General features: G+C 58.0%; 19 protein-coding genes. 6 read left to right on the top strand and 13 right to left on the bottom strand.

Translation table 11 applies throughout. From position 1 onward, the window contains the following. Positions 1 to 224 precede the first annotated feature (224 nt). The 4 genes from ACYVIT_RS16370 to ACYVIT_RS16355 all read right to left on the bottom strand — a co-directional run bounded on the left by ACYVIT_RS16370 (position 225) and on the right by ACYVIT_RS16355 (position 3,807). On the bottom strand, positions 225 to 1,076 hold the full coding sequence (locus tag ACYVIT_RS16370) for an alpha/beta fold hydrolase (protein ID WP_415805829.1): 852 nt from the start codon (positions 1,074 to 1,076) through the stop codon (positions 225 to 227). After that, positions 1,073 to 1,459, bottom strand: a complete 387-nt coding sequence (locus ACYVIT_RS16365; protein ID WP_415805828.1) for a hypothetical protein — start codon at positions 1,457 to 1,459, stop codon at positions 1,073 to 1,075. Before ACYVIT_RS16365 ends, ACYVIT_RS16370 begins: the two co-directional genes overlap by 4 nt. A 152-nt stretch (positions 1,460 to 1,611) precedes the next feature. Continuing rightward, positions 1,612 to 2,826, bottom strand: a complete 1,215-nt coding sequence (locus ACYVIT_RS16360) for an ABC transporter substrate-binding protein (RefSeq protein WP_415805827.1) — start codon at positions 2,824 to 2,826, stop codon at positions 1,612 to 1,614. Between the two features lie 87 nt (positions 2,827 to 2,913). After that, a complete protein-coding gene (locus ACYVIT_RS16355; RefSeq protein ID WP_415805826.1) occupies positions 2,914 to 3,807 on the bottom strand; it encodes an NAD(P)-dependent oxidoreductase in 894 nt (297 codons plus the stop codon). Between the two features lie 266 nt (positions 3,808 to 4,073). Between ACYVIT_RS16355 and ACYVIT_RS16350 the strand changes: the two genes are divergently transcribed. Genes ACYVIT_RS16350 through ACYVIT_RS16340 form a run of 3 tightly spaced genes read left to right on the top strand, consistent with a single transcriptional unit; the run spans position 4,074 to position 7,397 of the window. Then, positions 4,074 to 5,063, top strand: coding sequence for a Bug family tripartite tricarboxylate transporter substrate binding protein (locus ACYVIT_RS16350; protein WP_415805825.1), 990 nt, complete (start codon positions 4,074 to 4,076; stop codon positions 5,061 to 5,063). 16 nt (positions 5,064 to 5,079) lie between these two features. After that, positions 5,080 to 6,510: an NAD-dependent succinate-semialdehyde dehydrogenase gene (locus ACYVIT_RS16345; RefSeq protein WP_415805824.1), complete on the top strand. Its 1,431-nt coding sequence runs from the start codon at positions 5,080 to 5,082 to the stop codon at positions 6,508 to 6,510. Continuing rightward, positions 6,507 to 7,397: an NAD(P)-dependent oxidoreductase gene (locus ACYVIT_RS16340; protein WP_415805823.1), complete on the top strand. Its 891-nt coding sequence runs from the start codon at positions 6,507 to 6,509 to the stop codon at positions 7,395 to 7,397. The genes ACYVIT_RS16345 and ACYVIT_RS16340 overlap by 4 nt, the downstream gene beginning before the upstream one ends. Here ACYVIT_RS16340 and ACYVIT_RS16335 read toward each other — a convergent pair. Continuing rightward, positions 7,394 to 8,362 carry a LysR substrate-binding domain-containing protein gene (locus tag ACYVIT_RS16335; RefSeq protein ID WP_415805822.1) on the bottom strand — a complete coding sequence of 323 codons (969 nt, stop codon included), beginning with the start codon at positions 8,360 to 8,362 and terminating at the stop codon, positions 7,394 to 7,396. The genes ACYVIT_RS16340 and ACYVIT_RS16335 overlap by 4 nt on opposite strands. A gap of 139 nt (positions 8,363 to 8,501) precedes the next feature. On the opposite strand from ACYVIT_RS16335, the gene ACYVIT_RS16330 reads away from it, so the two are divergent. Both ACYVIT_RS16330 and ACYVIT_RS16325 read left to right on the top strand, forming a co-directional pair. Beyond that, a complete protein-coding gene (locus ACYVIT_RS16330) occupies positions 8,502 to 9,968 on the top strand; it encodes a M20 family metallopeptidase (protein WP_415805821.1) in 1,467 nt (488 codons plus the stop codon). 24 nt (positions 9,969 to 9,992) lie between these two features. Further along, positions 9,993 to 10,550, top strand: a complete 558-nt coding sequence (locus ACYVIT_RS16325; protein ID WP_415805819.1) for a DUF1415 domain-containing protein — start codon at positions 9,993 to 9,995, stop codon at positions 10,548 to 10,550. A gap of 100 nt (positions 10,551 to 10,650) precedes the next feature. Here ACYVIT_RS16325 and ACYVIT_RS16320 read toward each other — a convergent pair whose 3' ends face one another. The 6 genes from ACYVIT_RS16320 to ACYVIT_RS16295 all read right to left on the bottom strand — a co-directional run bounded on the left by ACYVIT_RS16320 (position 10,651) and on the right by ACYVIT_RS16295 (position 17,778). Further along, entirely contained in the window at positions 10,651 to 11,643 is a 993-nt protein-coding gene (locus ACYVIT_RS16320; protein WP_415805818.1) for a bile acid:sodium symporter family protein, read from the bottom strand. Positions 11,644 to 11,752: 109 nt separating this feature from the next. Further along, a complete protein-coding gene (locus ACYVIT_RS16315) occupies positions 11,753 to 12,739 on the bottom strand; it encodes a tripartite tricarboxylate transporter substrate binding protein (RefSeq protein ID WP_415805817.1) in 987 nt (328 codons plus the stop codon). 248 nt (positions 12,740 to 12,987) lie between these two features. Further along, on the bottom strand, positions 12,988 to 14,136 hold the full coding sequence (locus ACYVIT_RS16310) for a mandelate racemase/muconate lactonizing enzyme family protein (RefSeq protein ID WP_415805816.1): 1,149 nt from the start codon (positions 14,134 to 14,136) through the stop codon (positions 12,988 to 12,990). A gap of 130 nt (positions 14,137 to 14,266) precedes the next feature. Beyond that, positions 14,267 to 15,169 (bottom strand): NAD(P)-dependent oxidoreductase, encoded by a 903-nt coding sequence (locus ACYVIT_RS16305; RefSeq protein ID WP_415805815.1) that lies wholly within the window; start codon positions 15,167 to 15,169, stop codon positions 14,267 to 14,269. 141 nt (positions 15,170 to 15,310) lie between these two features. Then, a complete protein-coding gene (locus tag ACYVIT_RS16300) occupies positions 15,311 to 16,771 on the bottom strand; it encodes an NAD-dependent succinate-semialdehyde dehydrogenase (RefSeq protein ID WP_415805814.1) in 1,461 nt (486 codons plus the stop codon). A gap of 26 nt (positions 16,772 to 16,797) precedes the next feature. Further along, positions 16,798 to 17,778 (bottom strand): 2-hydroxyacid dehydrogenase, encoded by a 981-nt coding sequence (locus ACYVIT_RS16295; RefSeq protein WP_415805813.1) that lies wholly within the window; start codon positions 17,776 to 17,778, stop codon positions 16,798 to 16,800. 84 nt (positions 17,779 to 17,862) lie between these two features. Between ACYVIT_RS16295 and ACYVIT_RS16290 the strand changes: the two genes are divergently transcribed. Beyond that, a complete protein-coding gene (locus ACYVIT_RS16290; protein WP_415805812.1) occupies positions 17,863 to 18,651 on the top strand; it encodes a FadR/GntR family transcriptional regulator in 789 nt (262 codons plus the stop codon). A gap of 157 nt (positions 18,652 to 18,808) precedes the next feature. On the opposite strand, the gene pdxA is transcribed toward ACYVIT_RS16290, so the two are convergent. Both pdxA and ACYVIT_RS16280 read right to left on the bottom strand, forming a co-directional pair. Further along, positions 18,809 to 19,789, bottom strand: coding sequence for a 4-hydroxythreonine-4-phosphate dehydrogenase PdxA (gene pdxA, locus ACYVIT_RS16285; protein ID WP_415805811.1), 981 nt, complete (start codon positions 19,787 to 19,789; stop codon positions 18,809 to 18,811). Between the two features lie 206 nt (positions 19,790 to 19,995). Next, complete coding sequence (locus tag ACYVIT_RS16280; RefSeq protein ID WP_415805810.1) at positions 19,996 to 21,672, bottom strand: PhoH family protein; 1,677 nt, start codon at positions 21,670 to 21,672, stop codon at positions 19,996 to 19,998. Positions 21,673 to 21,703: the final 31 nt, after the last annotated feature.

The following is a 21,703-nucleotide window of genomic DNA, read 5'->3' as shown; positions in this document are numbered from 1 at the left end:
GCCACCGTGGAATAGGGGCCACGAATGCTTTTTATAGGGTGTCTATTTCCATTCGATGTGGCATGCTCGCAATCTTATTCGAATACACGGGTCAAAGCGATCTGCTGATCAACGGATCACGTTTTCCCTAGGTCTAGGCGTTGTTGACCGCGCAGGGGATCGCAAAGATGTGAAGGGCCGTGACGCACAAGATGGTGCATCACGGAGGCTCCGCGCTAATCCCTTCAGACGATTTCGTCGAGAACCGGTAACAGGTAACTCAAGAATCGCTCCGGATCCTCGCTCATGGGGAAATGGCCCATGCCTGTCATGATTTGCCACTTTGAACCTGGTATGGATTTCCCCAACAACGCAGTGTCTTCGGGTGTGCATGAGTAATCGTACTCACCCGTCAGCAGCCATAAAGGACAGTCCTGCGTATTGATCAGGGTCAGGTCCTTTCGAATGTCGCCATCGGCCGTGTAGAAATGCAGATCGCCCTTGAAAACACCGGGTCCGCTTTGCATGTAGTGCCAAAGCGTTTCCCATCGATGTTCTGTGGGACTGGATGGGCCGACGAGCCCGGAAACGATGCCGGCACACATCTCGCCGCCGTGGACATCGGGGCGATGCAGCCAGTCCAGATCGTAGTAGGGATCGACGTGAGCCCCGGATTGCAGGCCGATCAGGCCCCGGAAGTTTTTCGCATGGTGCAAGGCCAGGTGCAGCACAATCCGGCCGCCGATCGAGCATCCCATGACCACCGGCCGATCCAGCGAGAGTGCATTCGCGACGGCTAGAATGATGCCTGCATACTCTTTCGACCCGAGTTGGTAGCGTTCTTCGTGCCAACCGGCGGGAGGGGAGGATTTGCCATGCCATGGCAGGTCGAAACAGATCACTCTGAATCGCTGCGTGACCTGCGCCTCGTTCATGAGCGCCCGATATTGGCGGGTATCGGAACCTGCGGTATGAAGGCAGAGCAGGGGAATGCCTGCTCCCGCCTCTTCGAAATAAATCCGATGCGGCTTGCCGTTGAGCGTGATTCGGAGATATCGGCCGATGATGGGTTCGATTTCAACGCCAGAGGTGCTCATTTCGTTGCTCCCGGGATCCGGACGGTTGACAGCAGTTCCTTGAAATAAAGCAGGTTCGACATGAATGGGTAGATGTTTCCTTGAATCGACATTCTGCGCGCCTTGGACAGCGCCATGACGTCGTGATATCCGGGCGGGGGATGAGGTGACCAGAATGCCTGCCACGTGTCCTCGTCCGCTCGAATGCAAAAGTCCCACTCGCCCATGATGAAAGGTCCCGTCTGGACCGCGGCTACCTTGCCTTCCACAATCTGAATGCGATAACTGGCGTCACCCGACATTAGCAAGAAACGGGTGTTCAGCCGTTTTGCATGCTGTACAAAATAGAGTTTCTTGTTGAATCGTTCTGGTAACTGAGCCAGCGACTCCTGGATATCGATCACTGTTGTTCTCCTCATGGATTCTGTTCGAGAATCTCTGTGTAGCGCTATCTGTGGCGTACTAGGCCGGATCCTGGTGCAGGCAGTAAATCTCGCTGCCGTCGCCGCCTATGGCAGGATATTGCTTGGCGACGAGCGGATCGTGGCCGGGTCTATCAGTTCTTGAGCAAAGGGCATTTGCTTTCAGAGGGCGGCATGAATGCCTGCTCGCCGCCGACCGTTTTTACGATGTTGTAGTAGTCCCAGGGCTCTTTAGAGTCCGCTGGCGATTTGATTGAAACGAGATACAGGTCATGCAGCAGCTTGCCATCTTTCCTGAGCCGGGCGTTTCTGGCAAAGGCATCGTGGATTGGCATATCCTGCAGGGTTTTCATGACGTCTGTCACGTTGTCGCTGCCTGATTTTTCGACAGCTCTTAAATAATTGAGAACGGCCGAGTACTGGCCCGCTTGCAATGCCGTCGGCATTTTGCCGAATTCTTTATAGAACTTCCGGGAAAATGTTCTTGATTCATCGTCGAGATTCCAATAGAAGGTCTCGGCGAAGTTCATGTTCTTGGCGGCATCCAAGCCCACACCGTGAACGTCGGTGATGCTCATCAGCATGGCGACGATTTTCTGCGATTCTGTCAGCCCGAATTCGTTGGCCTGTTTGATTTCGTTCTGCAGATCCGCGCCTGCGCTCGCCAGAGCGACACCTTGGGCGCCGCTGGATTGAGCGGAAAGCAGGTAAGACGCAAAATCAGACCCCGGAAAAGGGTATCTGGACGAGCCCAGGACCTTGCCTCCGGCCTCTTTGATAAACCGGGAACCATCATTTTCCAATGAGTGGCCGAACGCATAATCGGCGGTAATGAAATACCAGCTCTTCGTACCCGACTCGACCAGCGGCATCGTGCCCACCTTTGCGAGGGCATAGGTGTCGTATACCCACTGTACATTGGTGGGCTTGCATTCTTCGCTGGTGATTCGGGTTGCACCGGCTCCGGTCACCATCGTCATGCGTTGTTTGTTCTCCGCGATATTCATTACGGCTAGCGCCACGGCGCTGTTGCCCAATTCGGTGATGACATCCACCTTGTCTTGATCCAGCCATTCCCGGGCCTTGGCCGAGCCGATATCGACCTTGTTCATATGGTCGGCGACGACCAGTTCGATCGGTTTCCCGAGCACTTTCCCGCCGAACTCGGCGATGGCCAGCTTCGTGGCCAGCACTGAGCCGGGTCCCACGTTGCCCGAGTAGGCGCCCGACAGATCCGTGAGGACGGCGATTTTCACGACATCATCGGAAATCGCTGCAGACGCTGCGGCGGACGTAGCCCCTAATACGACGAGCAGGCTGGCTAAAGGCAATCGTTTGTTGGCAGGCATGTGCTGTCTCCTCCGTGTCGGCGCGGGGTCCAGGTTTGGCTCGCGCTACAAAAGTTTTGTGCTTATTGTTTTGATGTTTGGTAGTGCTTAACTCAACCGCGGCTTGGCGCAGTTGTTTACTTCGGCCCAGAAATCAGTGAGGCATGAGGTGTCTTGGCCCGCCTTTCCTGCGGCTAGCGCCATGCGGAAGATATTCTTGGTGGTGTCGCATACCGGTAGTGCTATCTGGCTCGATGCCCCGGCGTTGGAGGCCAAGGAAATGTCTTTGTAGCCTAGCGCGAGATCAAAGCCGGGCGAGAGATCGCCTTTCAAGACTTTTTCAGGCCATTTTTGTTTTAACTGTCCGTTGCTGGCGGTAGTGCTGGTCAGCACATTGAACGTATTGTTCAGATCCAGTCCCAACGACTGGGCCAGGACCAGGGCCTCGGAGTTGATCTGGCAATAGCACAGGACCATCATGTTATTGATGAGCTTGGTGCGAGTGCCCGTTCCCGCGCCGCCGCAGTGATAGACGGTGGTGCCCATCTTGTACAGCACGGGTTCGACCTGCGGGAGATGCTCACCGTCAATGCCGAGCATGAAGAGGGACTCTCCCGTGTCGGCATGCATGGCCAGCCTGCCGACTGGTGCATCGCCGAATGCGATTCCCTTTGCGGTGAACGCCTGCGAAAGCATGTCGACTGTATCCACATCGACGGTGCTCATATCGATATATATCGCGCCATGGGGGATGTGATTGATGATCCCTTCTGCGCCCAGCGCGACTTCTTTTACTTGCTTCGGCCCTGGCAGCATCGTAAACACGATGTCAGATTGTGTGCACAGGTCAGCCACAGTGCGGGCACGTTGGGCGCCTTGCGCCTCCAGCTTCTTGGCGGCGTCCTCATTCAGGTCAAAAACGCAGACTTTTTCGCCTTTGTTGACCAATGAACGTGCCAACGAAAATCCCATTCTGCCCAAGCCGACAAACCCTATATTCATGATGCCTCCTGTTTAACGCGCAAAGTGTATCGACGTTCGATCGCACCTTGCGGGGACTTTTTGTCCCCTTGATAGTCCTTTAAGGAATATCAATCGTCTGGCGTAATGGGTCCTCCGGAGAGCAGGTTGCTGATAGTCCAAAAAGGCATATTTGGCAGACGAAAAGTGAGCCCAGGCCGCAGCGCTTGATTGATAGACTGCGGCGAAATTGCACTGAAACAATGGTGCGTCTCGTCAATAAATCAACAATGAATCAGGAGACTTTTGTGGCCATCAATCGCCGTGCCATACTCAGCCTTGCTGCTGCTTGCGCAGGTGCCGCTGCGCTCAGTATGTCGTCTATCGCTCATGCTGCCGCGTACCCGGAAAAGCCCGTTACGCTCTACATTGGTTTTTCTGCCGGCGGGCCCACCGATATGGTCGGTCGTTTGTTGGCGGACAAGCTCAGCCAAAAGCTCGGGCAGACATTTGTCGTTGAAAACAAGGTCGGAGCCAGTGGCGTCGTCGCTGCCAATCTTTTGAAGAAAGCCAAGCCGGATGGTTATACGCTGATGCTCGGCAGTAGCAGCACGCTGTCCATCGTCCCGTACGTCCAGAAGGGTATCCAGTATGACGCGCTGAAAGATTTCACGTCCATCGCGCTGGTGGCCAGTTATCCGTATTACCTGGTAGTACCGGCAAATTCGAAGTTCAAGACCTTTGACGATCTGATCGCTTATGGCCGTGACAAGAACAATCGGCTGACCTACGCCTCCGCCGGCACAGGGGCCGTCAATCATCTGGCCGGCGAGTGGCTGAAGGATGAGACGAAGATCAACGCCTTGCACGCTCCTTACAAGGGCGATTCGGCGGCGATCCCCGACCTGATTGCCGGACGGATAGACTATGCATTGCTGGCGGGGATTGTCGCGCTGCCTCAGGCTGAAGCAGGAAAGCTCCGGATTCTGGCGTCGGCGAGTTCGTCCCCCGACAAAGGTGCTCCGAATATCGAAATCATCGGACAGAAAAAAGTCCCGGGATTTGAGGCTGAGCCATGGAACGGCCTGATGGGCCCGGCCGGTTTGCCACAGGAAGTCGTGACTACGTTGAATACGGCGGTCAACGAGGTGCTGTCTGATCCAGAGGTAAAAGCGCAGCTTCTGAAACTGGACCAATATCCTTTTTCGAGCACGCCGGATGAGCTCAGAGAGCGCATCAAGGATCAGTCCGCCCGTTGGGAAGGAATCATCAAGAAAGCGAACATCGTGATTGAGTAATCTGGGAGCCTACAGCATGCGGTATTCACAATATATTGGCGGCAAGTTTCGTGACGGCACTGATAATGCCGAATTGACCGTTGTATCACCGGGAACCGGGCAGGAACTGGGGCGATATCGTGGCGCGTCTCAAGGCGACGTAGAGCAAGCCATCGCCTGCGCGCAGGATGCGTTTGATGCATGGCGCAAAACCGGGGTAACGCGGCGCTCGGAATTGCTGCGCAATGTGGCAAACGAAATGCGTCGTGATCGAGACAATCTGGCTCGCCAGATCTCGGCGGAGCTGGGAAAACCCTTGTCCGAGGCACAGAAGGAAGTGGACACCGCCGCCGAAATGTTTGAGTGGTCGGCGGAAGAGGCGCGCCGCTTGTACGGCAGGCTGATTCCCGCCCGGGCGCCCGGCATACAACAGTTGGTGCAATTAGAGCCATATGGTGTCGTGGGTGCATTCTCGGGATGGAACGCGCCAGCCATCACGCCCGCTCGCAAGATCAGCGCCGCGCTGGCCGCAGGTTGCACCATTGTGTTGAAACCGTCTGAGGAGACAATCGGAGTCGCGTTGTTGATCGCGCAGGCCATCGAGCGGGCAGGATTGCCTGCTGGTACGGTGAACATGGTGTTCGGCGATCCTGCGTTTATTGCCGATCAGCTTTGCACATCGCCATTGGTCTCCATGATTACGTTCACGGGCGGCACCGACGTGGGCAAGCAGCTCGGTGCCAAAGCCGCGTTGCACATGAAAAAAGCTACCCTGGAGCTTGGCGGGCACGCGCCAGTTGTGATCTGGAAGGATGTCGATATCGAGAAGGTTGCCCGGGCCTGCGTAGCAACGAAATTCCGGAATGCGGGCCAAGTATGCACGTCGCCTACGAGATTTCTCATCCAAAGGGAAATCTACGACGAATTCTGCGAACAGTTTGTCAGGCACGCGAACGGCCTGCGGGTAAAGGATCCATTTGATCCCGACTCAACGATGGGCCCGTTGAAAAACAAACGGCGTCGGGATGCGATTGATCGATTGGTCAATAACGCGGTGGAGTCGGGTGCCAAACTGCTGACGGGCGGTAAGGCGATCGAAGGACCCGGCTATTTCTACCAACCGACGGTACTGGCTATTCATGACAGAAAGGCGGACGTCTGCAGAATCGAGCCTTTCGGCCCCGTAGCACTGCTGATCCCGGTAGAAACCGCAGATGAGGCGATTGCCGAAGCGAATGCGTTGCCATTTGGTCTGGCTGCGTACGCATTTACTGAGAACATGAAGCTGGCTCATCGATTCGCCAACGAAATCCAAAGCGGGGTCGTTTGCATCAACGAGCTGCAGGCATCGCTGCCCGAAACGCCATTTGGCGGCTACAAGGACAGTGGCCTGGGCTCCGAAGGCGGAATCGAAGGCCTGCGGGAATTCCTGCGCGTAAAGTGCGTGCGCCAAGGAGGACTGGCATGAAGACTACCCTGGGGTTTATCGGCTTGGGCGCGATGGGCGGCGGCATGTGTATGAACCTCGCGCAGAAGTCAGGATGCGAGGTGTTGGCCACTGACCTGGACATGCAAAACGTTTATGCCTTGTCCTCCTTTGGCGTCATCGCAAGCAACATAGCCGAAATAGCCAGCCGGGCGGATACGGTCTTTCTATCGTTGCCTTCGATTAATGAAGTGGAGCAGGTCTGCCTTGGAGAGCAGGGGCTGTTGGCGAACTCCGGATCCTTGAAGACGATTGTCGACATGAGCACAAGTGAGGTCGAGCGTGTTCGCGCGCTGGCTTCTACACTGCAGGAGCGTGGGGTCAGCCTGATTGATGCGCCGGTCGCAAGAAGCCGTGCTGCCGCAAAAAGCGGAACGCTATTGATCACCGTCGGCGCACAGCAGGATCAATTCGACCGGTTGAAGCCCTATCTCGACTGTATGGGCAGCGACGTTTTGCTGTGCGGCCCGACAGGTGCAGGACAGGTGGTCAAGGCCATGAACAATATGGTCCTGATCAACACCGTGCATGCATTAGCCGCCGCGTTTGCGATATCGGAACGCTCAGGGGTTTCAAAGGACCTGTTGGCCCAGGCCCTGGGGCTGGGTTCGGCAGCGTCGTTTGCTTTGAAGCTCACCGGCGAAGACTATCTGGCCAAAGACACGTTCCCGGAGAAAATGTTCTCGGCATCCTATGCGCTCAAAGACCTGAAACTGGCGCTGGGGCTATCTGCTTCTGTGGACGTCGATAATGAACTCACGGCAGTGACGGCCAGGAAGTTGCAGCAGGCGATCGATGCCGGCTATGCAGACAACTACTATCCCGTCATGTACAAGACAATGTCGTTGAACGCTGAAAACAGCCTTTAACAATCCGGCAACAAAGACTGGGTCGTCGCTGCCTGTGCGAGGATCCAGTCTCTGAACAGGGCCGTTTTCCGGGATTCTCGTCGAACTGTGGGCCGCAGCAGATAAAAGGAAAGGCCGGTTCTGACGGGTTGATTGAATGGCGCGAGCAGTTTTCCTTCGTGAAGGTCTTCGAGTATCAAGGCCTTTTGGCCTATGGCAATTCCTAGACCGTCCATGGCCGCTTGCCAGGTCAGCACCGAGCTGCTGAAGTTCATTTGCGGCGTATCGGAAATTTCCGACGAGTATGCGCATGCCTGCGCCCACATGGCCCATTCACCTTTTGGACGATAGTGTGAAACCAGCAGTCGTGTGCGCAACAGGGCTTGGGGGTAGAGTGCTTCCGGGGCATGCTTTTGCAAAAAATCGCGGCTGCATACCGGTTCGATGATGTCGTCGAACAAGCGGTCGGCTATGGTGTCTGTCTGGTCTCCCGTTCCCAACTGGATGCTGAAATCGATGTGATCCTTTTCAAAATCGGTATTGTGTACCGAGTTGGTGATCAGTACCGACAGGTCCGGGTGCTGTTTGTGAAAATCCTCGAGCCTGGGGATCAGCCATTTGGCGGCAAAGGTCGTGTAGGTACGCACCCGGATTTTGTTGTCATCGCCGTGTTCCAACAGGCTGTCGGTTGCACCAGATATCTGCTCAAAGGCCGGAATAATGCGATCGGCGTATTCCTGCCCCATATGAGTCAGGCTGATTCCTCGTTGTTCACGGCGGAACAGTTTTACGCCCAGATACTTTTCCAGTACATCCAGTTGCTTGCTGATGGCCGATTGACCAACATGAAGCTCTTTCGCCGCTTTGGTCAAGCTCTTGGCGCGCGCTACGACGTAGAACGCACGGAGAGGATTCATGGGAGGAAATTTTTTTGACATAAAAGGCGTACTGGCTGTTAGGCTCAAATTGTAGTTATTGCACTGCAAGCGCTTGTCGGCAGTAACCCGGGCTATGCGCCATAGCTCGCTATGGACGGACTTGACGTTCGGGCATTCACATCGTTGCTAATGATAGGCGATAGCATAAAATCCAGGTTTACCCCTTTTTTCGTACAGGATCTGCGCCATGAACGCTCGCATTCCCGACGACGCTTTGCCGCCTACCTTAGACCCCGACGCCCTGCAGGCGTTTGTGGACCGCCAATGGGACGACGAAATCATCCCGGCCCTGACCGACTACATCGCCGTGCCCGCCAAGAGCCCGGCATTTGACGCGGATTGGGAAAAAAATGCTTACATTGAGCGCGTCGTGCGCGATGCGGCGCAGTGGGTCGAGTCGCGCAAGGTCGCTGGCCTGAAGCTGGAGGTCGTGCGTTTGCCTGGGCGTACGCCTGTGATCTTTTTCGATGCACCAGCAACGCGCGCCGACAACGGGGACACCGTGCTGTTGTATGGTCACCTGGATAAGCAGCCTGAGTTTTCGGGCTGGCGTTCGGATTTGGGCCCCTGGACGCCTAAATACGAGGACGGCAAACTGTATGGCCGCGGAGGCGCCGATGACGGCTATGCCATCTATGCGTCGATCACGGCCATCATGGCGCTCGATGCGCAGGGCATTCCACGCCCTCGCTGTGTGGGTATCGTGGAGACCTGTGAGGAGTCGGGCAGCTACGATTTGCTGCCCTACGTCGACGCGCTGCGGGACCGCCTGGGAAATGTGGCATTGGTGGTCTGTCTGGATTCCGGGGCCGGCAACTACGATCAATTGTGGATGACCACGTCGCTGCGCGGGATGGTCGCCGGCACGCTCGAGGTCCAGGTGCTGGACGAAGGCGTGCACTCCGGCGATTCGAGCGGTGTCGTACCCTCGAGTTTCCGCATTCTGCGTCATTTGCTGGATCGCCTGGAGGATAGCGGCACAGGGCGCCTGTTACCGCAGAGCCTGCATTGCGAGATTCCGACGGCTCGCCGCGAGCAGGTCAAGGAAACTGCCCGTATCCTGGGTGATGAAGTCTGGCGCCGTTTTCCCTGGAGCTGTGGCGCTGACGGCAGTTTCGTCCTGCCGATGACGACCGAGCCCGAAGAAGCCTTGCTGAATCGCACCTGGCGTCCGACGCTGTCGGTGACCGGTGCCGAGGGCTTGCCGCCGCTGATGAGCGCCGGGAATGTGCTGCGTCCGCGGACGTCGTTCAAACTATCCTTGCGTTTGCCGCCGCTGGTGGATGCCGCTGCGGCGTCGGATGAAATCAAACAGTTGCTCGAGGCCGACTCGCCCTATAACGCGAAAGTCATTTTCGACGCCCAGCATGGCGCTACGGGCTGGAATGCGCCTGAGTCCGAGGCTTGGCTTACCCAGGCGCTGGACGCGGCATCGCGCCAGTATTACGACGCACCTTGCGGCTATATCGGGCAGGGTGGCACGATTCCTCTGATGAGTCTGCTGCAAGAGGGTTTTCCCAAAGCTCAGTTCATGGTCTGCGGCGTGTTGGGGCCACGCTCCAACGCGCACGGTCCCAACGAGTTCCTGCATGTGCCATACGGTAAACGCCTGACGGCGTCAGTGGCGCAAATCATGGCGGCGTTGCCGGTTTGATGTCTGGCGATTGAGTACATTCCTATGATTCATATCGACGGCGCTTATCAGCGCATCATCGACGAAACTCGTCTCTGGGTGGAACGGGCCGTGATCGGCCTGAACCTGTGTCCCTTTGCCAAAGCTGTGCAGGTGAAAAACCAAGTTCGCTATGCGGTCAGTGACGCTACGGATGCGGAGGGCGTGCTGACGGACTTGGAAAGCGAACTATTGTTGTTGTCCGAGACGGATCCAGATCAAACCGACACGACGTTGTTGATTGTGCCGGATGCGTTGAACGATTTTTATGAGTTCAACGATTTTGAGGATTATTCCGATCGGCTGCTCAAGCGTATGCGGTTGGTGGGGGAACTGCAGGTGGCGACGTTTCATCCGGATTTTCAGTTCGCGGAGACTGAGCCGGATGATGTTGAGAACTGTACCAATCGGTCGCCTTATCCTGTTTTGCATATCTTGCGAGAGGATAGTATCGATCGTGCCGTGGAGGCGTTTGAGGATGCGGCGGAGATTTATGAGAAGAATATTGCTACGTTGAGGGGGCTGGGGTGGGAGGGGTGGCGGAAGTTGATGGCTGCGGAGTAGATGACGGAGTAGAGGTTCTGTTGGTCGTCGAGCCGAGGCAATCGGCCCGGCCGGGCTTCACAAAGTCGGTCCGGCGCGCGGGCGCCGGACACCGCGTCGCTCACCTCGTCCGCGCCTTCGCGCTCCCATGCGGCCGCTTGGCAAATCGGCTAGCCAGCATCGCGCAAACCATCAGTTGAATCTGATGAAACAACATCAATGGCAGCACAATGGCTCCCACTGCCTGTCCTGCAAAAATGACCTGCGCCATGGGAATTCCGCTAGCCAGGCTTTTCTTTGAGCCGCCGAATAATAGCGTGATGCGGTCTTCGATATTGAATTTGAAGATCTTGCCCAGAATCACGCATCCCAGCAATGCCAAGGCCAGCAATACGGCGCAGGAAAATACCAGGCCGACCAAGGCAGGCGCGGGGGTGTTATGCCAGAGCCCTTCGTTGACCGCTTCTGAAAAAGCCGTATATACCACCAGCAAAATCGAACCCTGGTCCACGAATTTCAGCAACGCCTTGCGTTTGTGTACCCACGCACCGATCCAGCGGCGCATGATCTGGCCCAGGATAAACGGCAGCAACAGCTGCAACATGATCTGGCCCACGGCATCAAAGGAAATCGGTGCGCTCGCACTGGCTACCACCACAGTGCCCGCCAACAGCGGCGTGAGGAAAATGCCCAACAGGCTGGATGCCGACGCGCTGCAGACCGCAGCGGGCACATTACCCCGGGCCATCGACGTGAAGGCGATCGCGGACTGCACCGTCGCGGGCAGGCAGCATAGGAACAGGATGCCGGTATAGAGCTCTGGCGTGACCAATGGCTGCAACAGCGGTTTGAGCGCCACCCCCAGGATCGGGAACATGATGAACGTCGCCGAAAAGACTGTCAGATGCAGCCGCCAATGCATGACGCCTGCAATAATGGCCTCGCGCGACAGACGTGCGCCATGCAGGAAAAATAGCAGTGCGATTGCTAGATTGGTGATCCAGTCAAATGCCACCAAACCCTGGCCATGGGCGGGAAGCAGACTGGCAAGCAGGACGGTCGTAACAAGGAGGAGGGTAAAGCGGTCGGGCAAAAATCGGGTGTAGCGGGACATTGGAGATAAGCTGCTAAACGATCGCCGACGTGGCGGTCAAAGGCCGTTATTGTAGACCGCCACGTCAGGTGCGATATTCAGCTATTTGTAGGGTAATCGTCCCGGCGGATTATTCGATTTTGATCCCGGCCCGGTCGATGACCCCCGTCCATTTCTTGACCTCGTCATGGACCAGCGTTTTGAATTCCGCTGGCGTGCTCGCGACAATTTCAACGCCCTGTTTGCCGAATCGATCGACGACATCCTTTTCATGCAGCATCTTCACCATGTCGGCGTTGATCTTCTGCACGATGTCAGCGGGGGTGCCGGCCGGTGCTTGCATGCCGAACCAGACGTTGACTTCGTATCCAGGAACGCCTGCTTCGACAACGGTGGGAATGTTGGGCAACAATGCCGGGCGCTTGGCGCCAGTCGCTGCGAGCGCGGTCAATTTGCCTGCCGTGATGTTGGGATAAACGTTCGGCAAGTTATCAAACAACACGTCGATGTCCCCAGCCAATAACGCCGTGACCGCTGGAGCACTGCCTTTATAGGGAATGTGCGACATCTTGGTGCCGGTCAATTCCAGAAAGAGCTCCATGGAGAGATGGTTCGACGAACCGGAACCCGTTGATCCGTAATTGAGTTTGCCGGGATTGGCCTTGGCGTATGCGATGAGCGATTTGACGTCTTTGAACGGGGAGTCGGCGCGTACCGTCAGGATATTCTGTGTGCTGCCTGCCCAGATGATGGGCTCAAAATCTTTGAGCGCGTTGTATTTCATCTTGTCTCGATACAGTCCGGGCAGGGCCGAAAACGGCAACGGCGTGATCAGCAGGGTATAGCCGTCCGGCTTGGATTCTGCGACGAATGTATTGCCAATCAGGGTATTCCCCCCGGGTTTATTCTCGACAATGACAGATTGCTTCCATGCCTTGGTCAGATACTCGCTCGCGGTCCGGGCAAGCGTGTCGTTGAATCCTCCTGGCGTATAGGGAACGACAATGCGTACGGGTTGGTTGGGATAAGGCGACGCGGCTTGGGCCGCTGGCGCGACGGCAGCGGCGATGATCAGGCTCAGGCTGCCCAGCATTACACTCAGTTTTCCAATCGTCATGATGTGTTATCTGACCGCCTTTGGAGCTGGCATAGCGGTGTGACGAAGGCAGGATGGGATAGGGGTGCAGCGTCAGATCCAGCCTGTATTTGCCTTCGCATCCAACTGCTATGCAGCGCTTCGGCGATCTGTCTCCGTTGATGTTGTTGTGGATCGATCGTCATTCAGCACAGTCAGTCGTGCGGACTGGCATGGCTGTGCCTTGGTGCTGCAATGGACGGGCGATATGCCCGTCCGGTGTTGCTGATTCAGAACTTCACTACATAGCCGGGGCCGTCAACCATGGGGAATTTGTCGAACAGGGATTCGTCGACTTCTACGCCCAGGCCCGGACCCGTGGGCGGCTCGACGCAGCCATCCTTGCCGATGGTGAACGTCGGTCCGAACATGTCCCGGAATGGGTTGAAGTGAGAAACGCAGGCCTCGAAATATCCCGCGTTTTCGGTCGCCGCGAGAAAATGCAAGGTCGCGGCATGGTTCAACCCTGTTGCTGAACTATGCGCGTTGATGGGGATACGGAAGGCCGATGCCATCGCGGCGATCCGTACCGACTCGGTGATACCGCCCGTCTTGGACAGGTCCGGTTGCCACACCTGGACGGCGCCTGCCTCCAGCATCTGGGCGAACTCGAACCGCATGAAATGGTTCTCTCCTGCGGCCAAGGGAACCAGCGGCGTGATCTTGGCGGCCTCGCGATAGGACGCAAAATCGTTGCAGGCAAAGGGCTCTTCCAGCCAGCCTGCCTGAATGTCGGCCAATGCTGGTAATACGCGGCGCGCCTGGGCAATGGTGTACGCGGTGTTCGCGTCGGTCAGGATATCGATCTCGTCGCCCACCATTTTTCTGACGTGTACGCAGCGGGCAATGTCGTCTTTCACCGTATCGCCGATGCGCAGTTTGACCGCGCGATAGCCTTGCTCGATGTATGACAGTGCTTCTTCGGCAAGCGTTTCCGGGGCCTGATAACCCAATGCGATCCCGCCGGCATACGCAGGCAGGCGTTTGCGCGAGCCGCCGAGCAGTTCGTATAGAGGCATGTTGGCCGCCTTGCCGCGGATGTCCCACAGGGCCATGTCGATACCGGACAGCGCCAGGGCAGCACCCGCGCCCAGGCCGTGGCTCGAGAACTGCATGCGGTGTATGCGTTGCCATGCACCGACGACATCGGTAGCGGACATGCCGACCAGCAAGGGTGACAAGGTGTTGTGGATGTGGCTGACGATCGCGCTGGGACTGCGTCCCGGATGCGATTCGCCGTATCCGGTGATGCCTTCGGACGTTTCGACGCGCACGATGATGGCGTCGCGTTTCAAGGTGCTGCCTACGCCCATCGTCACCGTTTTGCCTTCAGGCAAGCGGTAGGAAATGGGGATCGCAGTAATGCGGGTAATTTTCATATTGTCTCCTCGTTGATGTCGTTTTGATTGTTGACGGCATGATCGGGGTATCCCTGGCTGCAGGCTTGATAGCGCCATCAGCCAGGGTACGTCAATCAGACCTGTCGGGACCTGCAGTAGAACGTCGTGACTATTTCGCCGTGCCTGTCGGCGATGTTGCCAAATAGCTGACGAGGGTAGGCACGGGCGATTGGCTCAAGCCCGTCTCCGCGGCCTGCTCGTACAGCCGTTTGACACCGCTGGCCAGCGCGTTATGCGAATCCTGTTCTTCAGCCATGGTGCAGTAGTAGCCCATGTCCTTCAACGCGTTGGAAATAGAGAACACGAAACCCGATGAGTCTTCCGACTCGATGTAGGGGCGCAGTCGATTGAGCACCACGCCGCCACCGCCGCCGGCGGCCAGGATGTCGCAGAACACTTTCGGATCGGTCCCCGCCTGACGCGCGCAGGCGGCTGCCTCGGCCAGGACGGCGGAAAATCCGAGTGACACGTAGTTGTGCAGCAATTTCATCTGATGGCCGCTGCCCACACCGCCTGCGTAGGCGATGTTTTCGGCGTAGCTCTGCAGCACGGGCAGGCATTTTTCAAAGACGTTCTTGTCGCCGCCGACGATCAAGTTCAATCGGCCCTCCGCGGCTTCTTTGGGCGTGCGCGTCATTGGGGCGTCCAGGAACGCGCAGCCCGCCTCCTGGACCGCTTGAGCGATTTTGCGTGTGGAAGAGGGGATCGCGGTCGAGCAATCGATCACCGTGCTGCCGGGACGCAGGCCTTGCAACGCGCCGTCTGCGTCAAACAGTACGGCCTCGACCTGAGGTGAGCCCGTGACGCAGATGATCAGGATGTCCGCCTCGGCGGCCAGTGCGGATGCCTTCGGCAGCGTTTTTGCGCCGGCCGCAAGCAGTTTGTCCAGCGGCTGGTTGCCCGGATGTTCGAGGATGGTCAGTGGGAAACCGTTGCGCAGCAGGCTGGCGGCGATGCCCGATCCCATCAGGCCGGCGCCAATCAGGCCAATTTGCGGTTTATTGGATGTCATTCATTGCTCCGGGAATCCCCGGCAGGAATGCCGGGGAGGAAGGAGGCGCAGCCATCAGGCTGCGAGCCTCGTCGGGTTTGAGTGGTATGCGGGTTCTATGTGCAGTGTGAGTCGAGTTCTGCTCAGGTGTTGGAGCAACGCTCAGACCTTGCCCAGGCCGCCCGCGCAGATGTATTTGATTTCGACATAATCATCGACGCCGTATTTGGAGCCTTCGCGGCCGACGCCGGATTCCTTGATGCCGCCAAACGGGGCCAGCTCGGTCGAGATGATGCCTTCGTTCAAACCTACGATGCCGGTTTCAAGCGCCTCGGAGACGCGCCATGCGCGGCTATAGTCCGACGTATAGAAATAGGAAGCCAGGCCAAACGGCGTGTCGTTGGCGAGGTCGATGACTTCTTGTTCCGTGCTGAATCGGATGAGCGGTGCAACCGGACCGAAGGTTTCTTCCTGCATGAGCTTGGCGTCTCGCGAGACGTTCAACAGAATCGATGGCTCATAGAACAGGCCTCCCAACGCATGGGCGCGGCCGCCGGTCAAGGCGGTGGCACCGCCTGCGATGGCATCGTCCACGTGTTCCTGGACCTTCTCGACGGCGGCCTGGTCGATCAGCGGGCCCAGGTCGATGCTGTCTTGCAGGCCGTCACCGACTTTCAGTGCCAGCACTGCCTGTTTCAGGCGCTCGGCGAAGGCATCGTAAATGCCGTCCTGCACGAAAATACGGTTGGCGCAGACGCAGGTCTGGCCAGCGTTACGGAATTTGGACGCCATGGCACCGGCCACGGCCAAGTCCAGATCTGCGTCATCGAACACGATGAATGGCGCATTGCCGCCGAGCTCCATCGAGACCTTTTTGACGGTGCCGGCGCATTGCTCCATCAGCAGTTTTCCGACGCTGGTCGATCCGGTAAAGGACAGTTTGCGCACCAATGGGTTGCCGGTGAGTTCACCACCGACCGTGCCAGAGTTGCCCGTCACGACGTTCAGCACCCCTGCGGGAATGCCTGCTTCTTCTGCCAATTCAGCCAGTGCCAGGGCGGAATAGGGCGTTGCCGTTGCCGGTTTGATGACGATGGTGCAGCCCGCAGCCAGCGCTGCGCCGGCTTTGCGCGTGATCATCGCATTGGGGAAATTCCACGGCGTAATGGCGGCGACGACCCCGACAGGCTGTTTGATCACGACGATACGGCGATCGGCCGAGGCGGCGGGAATAATGTCGCCATAAATGCGTTTGGCTTCTTCTGCGAACCATTCCAGGAACGACGAGCCGTAGGCAATCTCGCCACGCGATTCTTTCAGCGGTTTGCCTTGTTCCAGGGTCAACAGCGTGGCCAGGTCTTCCTGGTTCGCCATGCACAAGTCGAACCAGCGGCGGATCAACTGTGAACGTTGCTTGGCAGCCATGGATCGCCATGCGGGCAGTGCCTTGTTTGCCGCCTCGACTGCTTGCCGTACGTCCTGTTGCGTCAGCGAGGGGACGGTGCCGAGCGTGGAGCCGTCAGCGGGGTTGGTGACGTCAATGGTCTTGCCGCCGGAGGCATCGATCCATTTTCCTCCGACGTAGCATTGTTGGCGAAATAGTGAAGGTCGTTGCAAATTCATCGTAAACCTCATGAAAAAAGGGCATCTCAGCGTGGGCTGAGCAAGTTGTCGGGAGTCGTGCCTTGGTACAGGGCGTCCAGGCCGTTGATCAGCAGCCATCCCATGGCGTCACGGGTTTCGTGTGTGGCGCTGCCGATGTGCGGAGACAGAAACACGTTGTCCAATTCACGATATCGTGGGTCGATATTCGGTTCGTTGGCGTACACGTCCAGACCCGCAGCAAAAAGCTTGCCTGAGGACAAGGCCTGGATCAGGGCATCGTCGTCCACCAGTTCGCCGCGTGAAATGTTGATCACTACGGCGTTTGGGGGCAGTTGCGCAATGCGTTCGGCATTGATGACGCCTTTCAGTTCGGGCGAGCCAGGTGCGGCAATGACCAGTACGTCGGCATTGCGCAGCCCATCGTCAAAGTCCGCGTGGTAGATCGCGCCATGTGCCAGATCGTCGGAGAGCGGGCGGCGATTGTGGTAATGGATTTCCATGCCAAAGGCGCGCGCCCGGGTGGCGATTTCCCTGCCGATGCGGCCCATGCCGAAAACCAGCACCCGCCTGCCTTTGAGGCCCAGGCCCAATAGTTGGGTGGGGCTCCATCCGGGCCAGCGGCCGGTACGGACCATACGATCGGCTTCGTATCCGCGGCGGCAGGCATTGAGCATCAACATCATGGCGATCTCTGCGCACGCGTCGCTCAACACGTCGGGCGTATGCAGGACGCCAATTCCCAATGCCTGGGCCGTCGCCATATCGATGTGGTTGTACCCCACGGACAGTGTGGCGACGTAACGCAGCGTCGGGGCCAGTTGGCGCAGCACGTCTGCGTTGATTTGCTCGGTCGCGCTGGCAAACAGGATTTCGGATCCTTGCGCGGATTGCGCGATCTGGTCCGGCCGCAAAATGCTGTCGTCCGTATTGACCTGAAGCTCATAGCGCCCGCGCAAAGCGGCTTCGACCGCTTTCGGAAAACGGCGGCATAGATATGCCTTGGGTTTGGTCGCAGTAACTGTCATTGCCTGCAATGCCTCCTTTGTCTGTTTTTTGGTACTATCAATTTGTACGACAAATTTGTCAAGAGGGAATCCGTTACCCCAGCCATGCCAGAAAAAAAAACACCCCATGAAAGGACGCTATCCGATCAGCTGACGGATATGCTGGCGCAGGAAATCCGGCGTGGTGCGTACCCCGTCAATGCCAGGCTGCCCACGGAAAAATTCATGATGGAGCAGTATGGCGTGAGCCGCACCGTGATCCGGGAGGCGATTTCGCGCCTGAAATCCGCGGGCTTGGTGGACACGCGTCAGGGCAGCGGCACGGTGGTGCTGGATCCGGCGTCCAGCGATGTGTTTCGGCTGGGCACGCCCGACGAGGATCCCGCGCGCGGGGTGTTGCGCATCATCGAGTTGCGTCGCGGCCTGGAGGCAGAAATGGCCGCATTGGCCGCCGAGCGGCGCAGCGACCAAGATATGGCGCGCATCAATCAGGCACTGGCGGAGATCCATCACGCTGTCGCCAAAAACGGCGACGGGGTGGAGGAGGATCTGGCGTTTCATATCGCGATCGCGCAGGCGACCGGCAATCCGCATTATCCGGAACTGTTGGGGATGCTGACCCGCGCGCTGAAAGACGCTATCCGCGTGACGCGTGGCAACGAAGCGCGCCAGGAACAATTGGCCGATCAGGTGCGTAACGAACACGAGGCAATACGTGCCGCCATCGAGCGGCGCGATATCGAGGCGGCCAGAGCCGCGGCCTTTCATCACATGCTCAGCACAGCGACTCGCATACAGAATGTCGACGCTGAATATTGGCAGGGATCGAATCGCGCGGCGGCAGGCAGACTGGCGCGAACCCGATTGGTGTCCGAGATCAGGAAAAGCAAGTAGGCCGAGTAAGAGTCAGCCGTTAACCGTCAATGGCCGACAGTTCGCGAGTAGCGGGCCTGGCCAGCGACCGTCTGCCGGTCATCGGCAGACGTCATTAATAGCCAAGCACGGATCAGCATGGCCGGCATCAGGCCAATCGGTTTGTGGCCGGCAACAACTACGGCGTCATGGCCAACGCCAGATCAAACGCTGCAACCAGCGACGCATGATCCGCGATGCCTTTACCGGCAATATCAAAAGCGGTGCCGTGATCCACGCTGGTGCGTACGAAAGGCAGTCCAACGGTCACATTGACCCCATGATCCACGCCCAGGTACTTCACCGGGATCAAGCCCTGGTCATGATATTGCGCCACGACGATATCGAATTCACCGCGTCGCGCCCGCATGAAGATCGTGTCGCCGGGCCACGGACCGGAAACCTCCAATCCCTCGGCACGGGCCTGACCGATTGCCGGGGTAATCACATCCAGGTCTTCGCGACCGAATTTCCCGTCTTCGCCAGCATGAGGGTTCAGCCCAGCTACTGCGATGCGGGGGCGTGCAATGCCCATTTGCCGGCAAGCCAGATCGGCCAGGCGAATGGCGCGAATCTCGGCTTGCGGTGTGACAGCTTTGGGGACGTCCGCCAACGCCATATGGATGGTGACCAGCAGCACGCGCAACTCGTCGTTGGCCAGCATCATGGCGAAATCGGTCGTGTTTGACCGTTCTGCCAGGATTTCGGTGTGGCCCGGCTGATCGATGCCTGCCAGATGCATGGAATGCTTGCTCAATGGCGCGGTGACAATGGCGCGAATCAAGCCCGCCTGCGCATCGTCGATCGCTGCGCAGAGATAGTCGTAGGCCGCCTGTCCGGCGGCCGCGCTGGTTTTTCCAATAGGTAAATCGGGGGGCAGCGGGGCGCCGCAGGGAATGACGTCGATGCGGCTTGGCGTTTTGCTGGCTTGGCTGGCATCTGCAATTTCGACCACGTCCAGGCGGGCCCCGAGTTGACCCGCCGCACGGCGCAAGGCGCCTGCGTCGCCGTAGACGACCACGGGGGCGCGCAAACCCTGCGCACAGGCTTTGACGATAATTTCCGGGCCTATGCCGGCGGCATCGCCCATGGTGATGCCAACAGGAAGCAATTCAGACATGATAGTTAGATGATTATTTCAAGGTAATGCTGGCAGGCATCGCAGCTCTCTTCATGCATCGTACGCCTCTTGATCGCACCTGTGTCCAGCATGAAACAGAACAGCCCCCTCCAACGTAGAGGGGGCTGTGCACGATTGCTGCTTGTCCTGTCTGTGATGAAGCAGTCTGGCGCACAGTGACGAGGCGCGCCAGACTGCCTTAATCGTTACAACACGTCGCCTGCATAATCCGCCAGACGCGAACGCTCACCACGTTGCAGCGTGACGTGTCCCGCGTGCGGCCAACCCTTGAACCGATCCACTACAAACGTCAGGCCCGAGCTGCCTTCGGTCAGATAGGGCGTATCGATCTGTGCCACGTTGCCCAGGCAGACGACCTTGGTGCCGGGGCCTGCCCGGGTGACCAGTGTCTTCATCTGTTTGGGCGTCAGGTTCTGGGCCTCGTCGATGATCAGATATTTGTTCAGGAACGTACGGCCGCGCATGAAGTTCAGCGATTTGACCTTGATCCGCGAGCGGATCAGATCCATCGTCGCAGCACGGCCCCAGTCGGCACCGCCTTCGCTGTCGTTCATGTTGAGCACGTCGAGGTTGTCTTCCAATGCGCCCATCCAGGGCAGCATTTTTTCTTCCTCGGTACCCGGCAAAAAGCCGATGTCTTCGCCAACCGGAACCGTCACGCGGGTCATGATGATTTCGGTATAACGCTTGGTTTCCAGGACCTGGGTGATCCCGGCGGCCAGCGCCAACAGCGTTTTACCCGTGCCTGCCTGACCCAGCAGCGACACAAAGTCACAGTCGGGATTCATGAGCAGGTTCATGGCGAAATTCTGTTCGCGGTTGCGTGCGGTAATCCCCCAGACGTTGTTTTTGCCATGGGTATAGTCGCGCAACGTAGCCAGTACCGCGGTCTTGCCGCTGACTTCGCGAACCTGTGCATACAAGGGCATCTGGCCCTCGAAATACACGAATTGATTGACCATGAACTGCGAGCATAGCGGACCATGGATACGGTAAAACGTGGTGCCGCCTTGTTGCCAGGACTCGACGTCCTTGCCATGGCGATTCCAGAAATCCTCGGGCAGTTGCATCACGCCCGAGTACATCAGATCCGAGTCTTCGAGAACGTGATCGTTGTAGTAGTCTTCGGCCGCCATGCCCAGGGCGCGGGCCTTCAGGCGCATGTTGATGTCCTTGGACACCAGCACCACCTCGCGCTGCGGGAATTTTTCCTGCAGCGCGCGTACGACGCCCAGAATCTGGTTGTCGGCCTTGCCCATCGGCAAGTCAGAGGGCAGCGTGCTGTGGATCGCCGTGGTCTGGAACATCAACCGGCCGGTGGCGTCCTTGTTGCCCAGCGCGCTGAGTTCCAGCCCTTCGTCCAATTGCTCGGCGTCATTGACCAGGGCGTCCAGCGAACGGCTGACTTGGCGCGCGTTGCGCGCGACCTCAGACATGCCTTTCTTTTGATGATCGAGCTCTTCGAGCGTCATCATGGGCAGGAAGATATCGTGTTCCTCGAAACGGAACAGCGAGCTCGGGTCATGCAGCAGGACGTTGGTATCCAGCACGAACAGCTTGCGTACCTCGGACTGGGCGCGAGCTTTGAGTTTGCGGGCCGGGGCGGCGGGCTTGGCTGCGCGAGTTGTGCGCGATTTGGCCGCCACGGGCGCAGGGGCAATACTAGGTACCGTTGCAGGTGCGCTGGCCTGGGATTTGAGGCCGTCTAATTCGGGTTGTACAGGGAGGGTGTTGACCGCCTCGGCGCGTGCCGAGGGTGCCGTTCCCGCAGCTTTGCTGGGTCGGGCTTTGGGTCGGGCGGTTTCGCCCGAGGGGAATGTCAGGATAGCTGCGGGTCGGGAGGGCAACTTGGGTAGCGGCATATAGGGGGTTCTCCTGGTGGGCCGGCTCTAG

Source organism: Bordetella muralis, from assembly GCF_054781015.1.
This window is presented reverse-complemented; position numbering and strand designations above follow the sequence as displayed.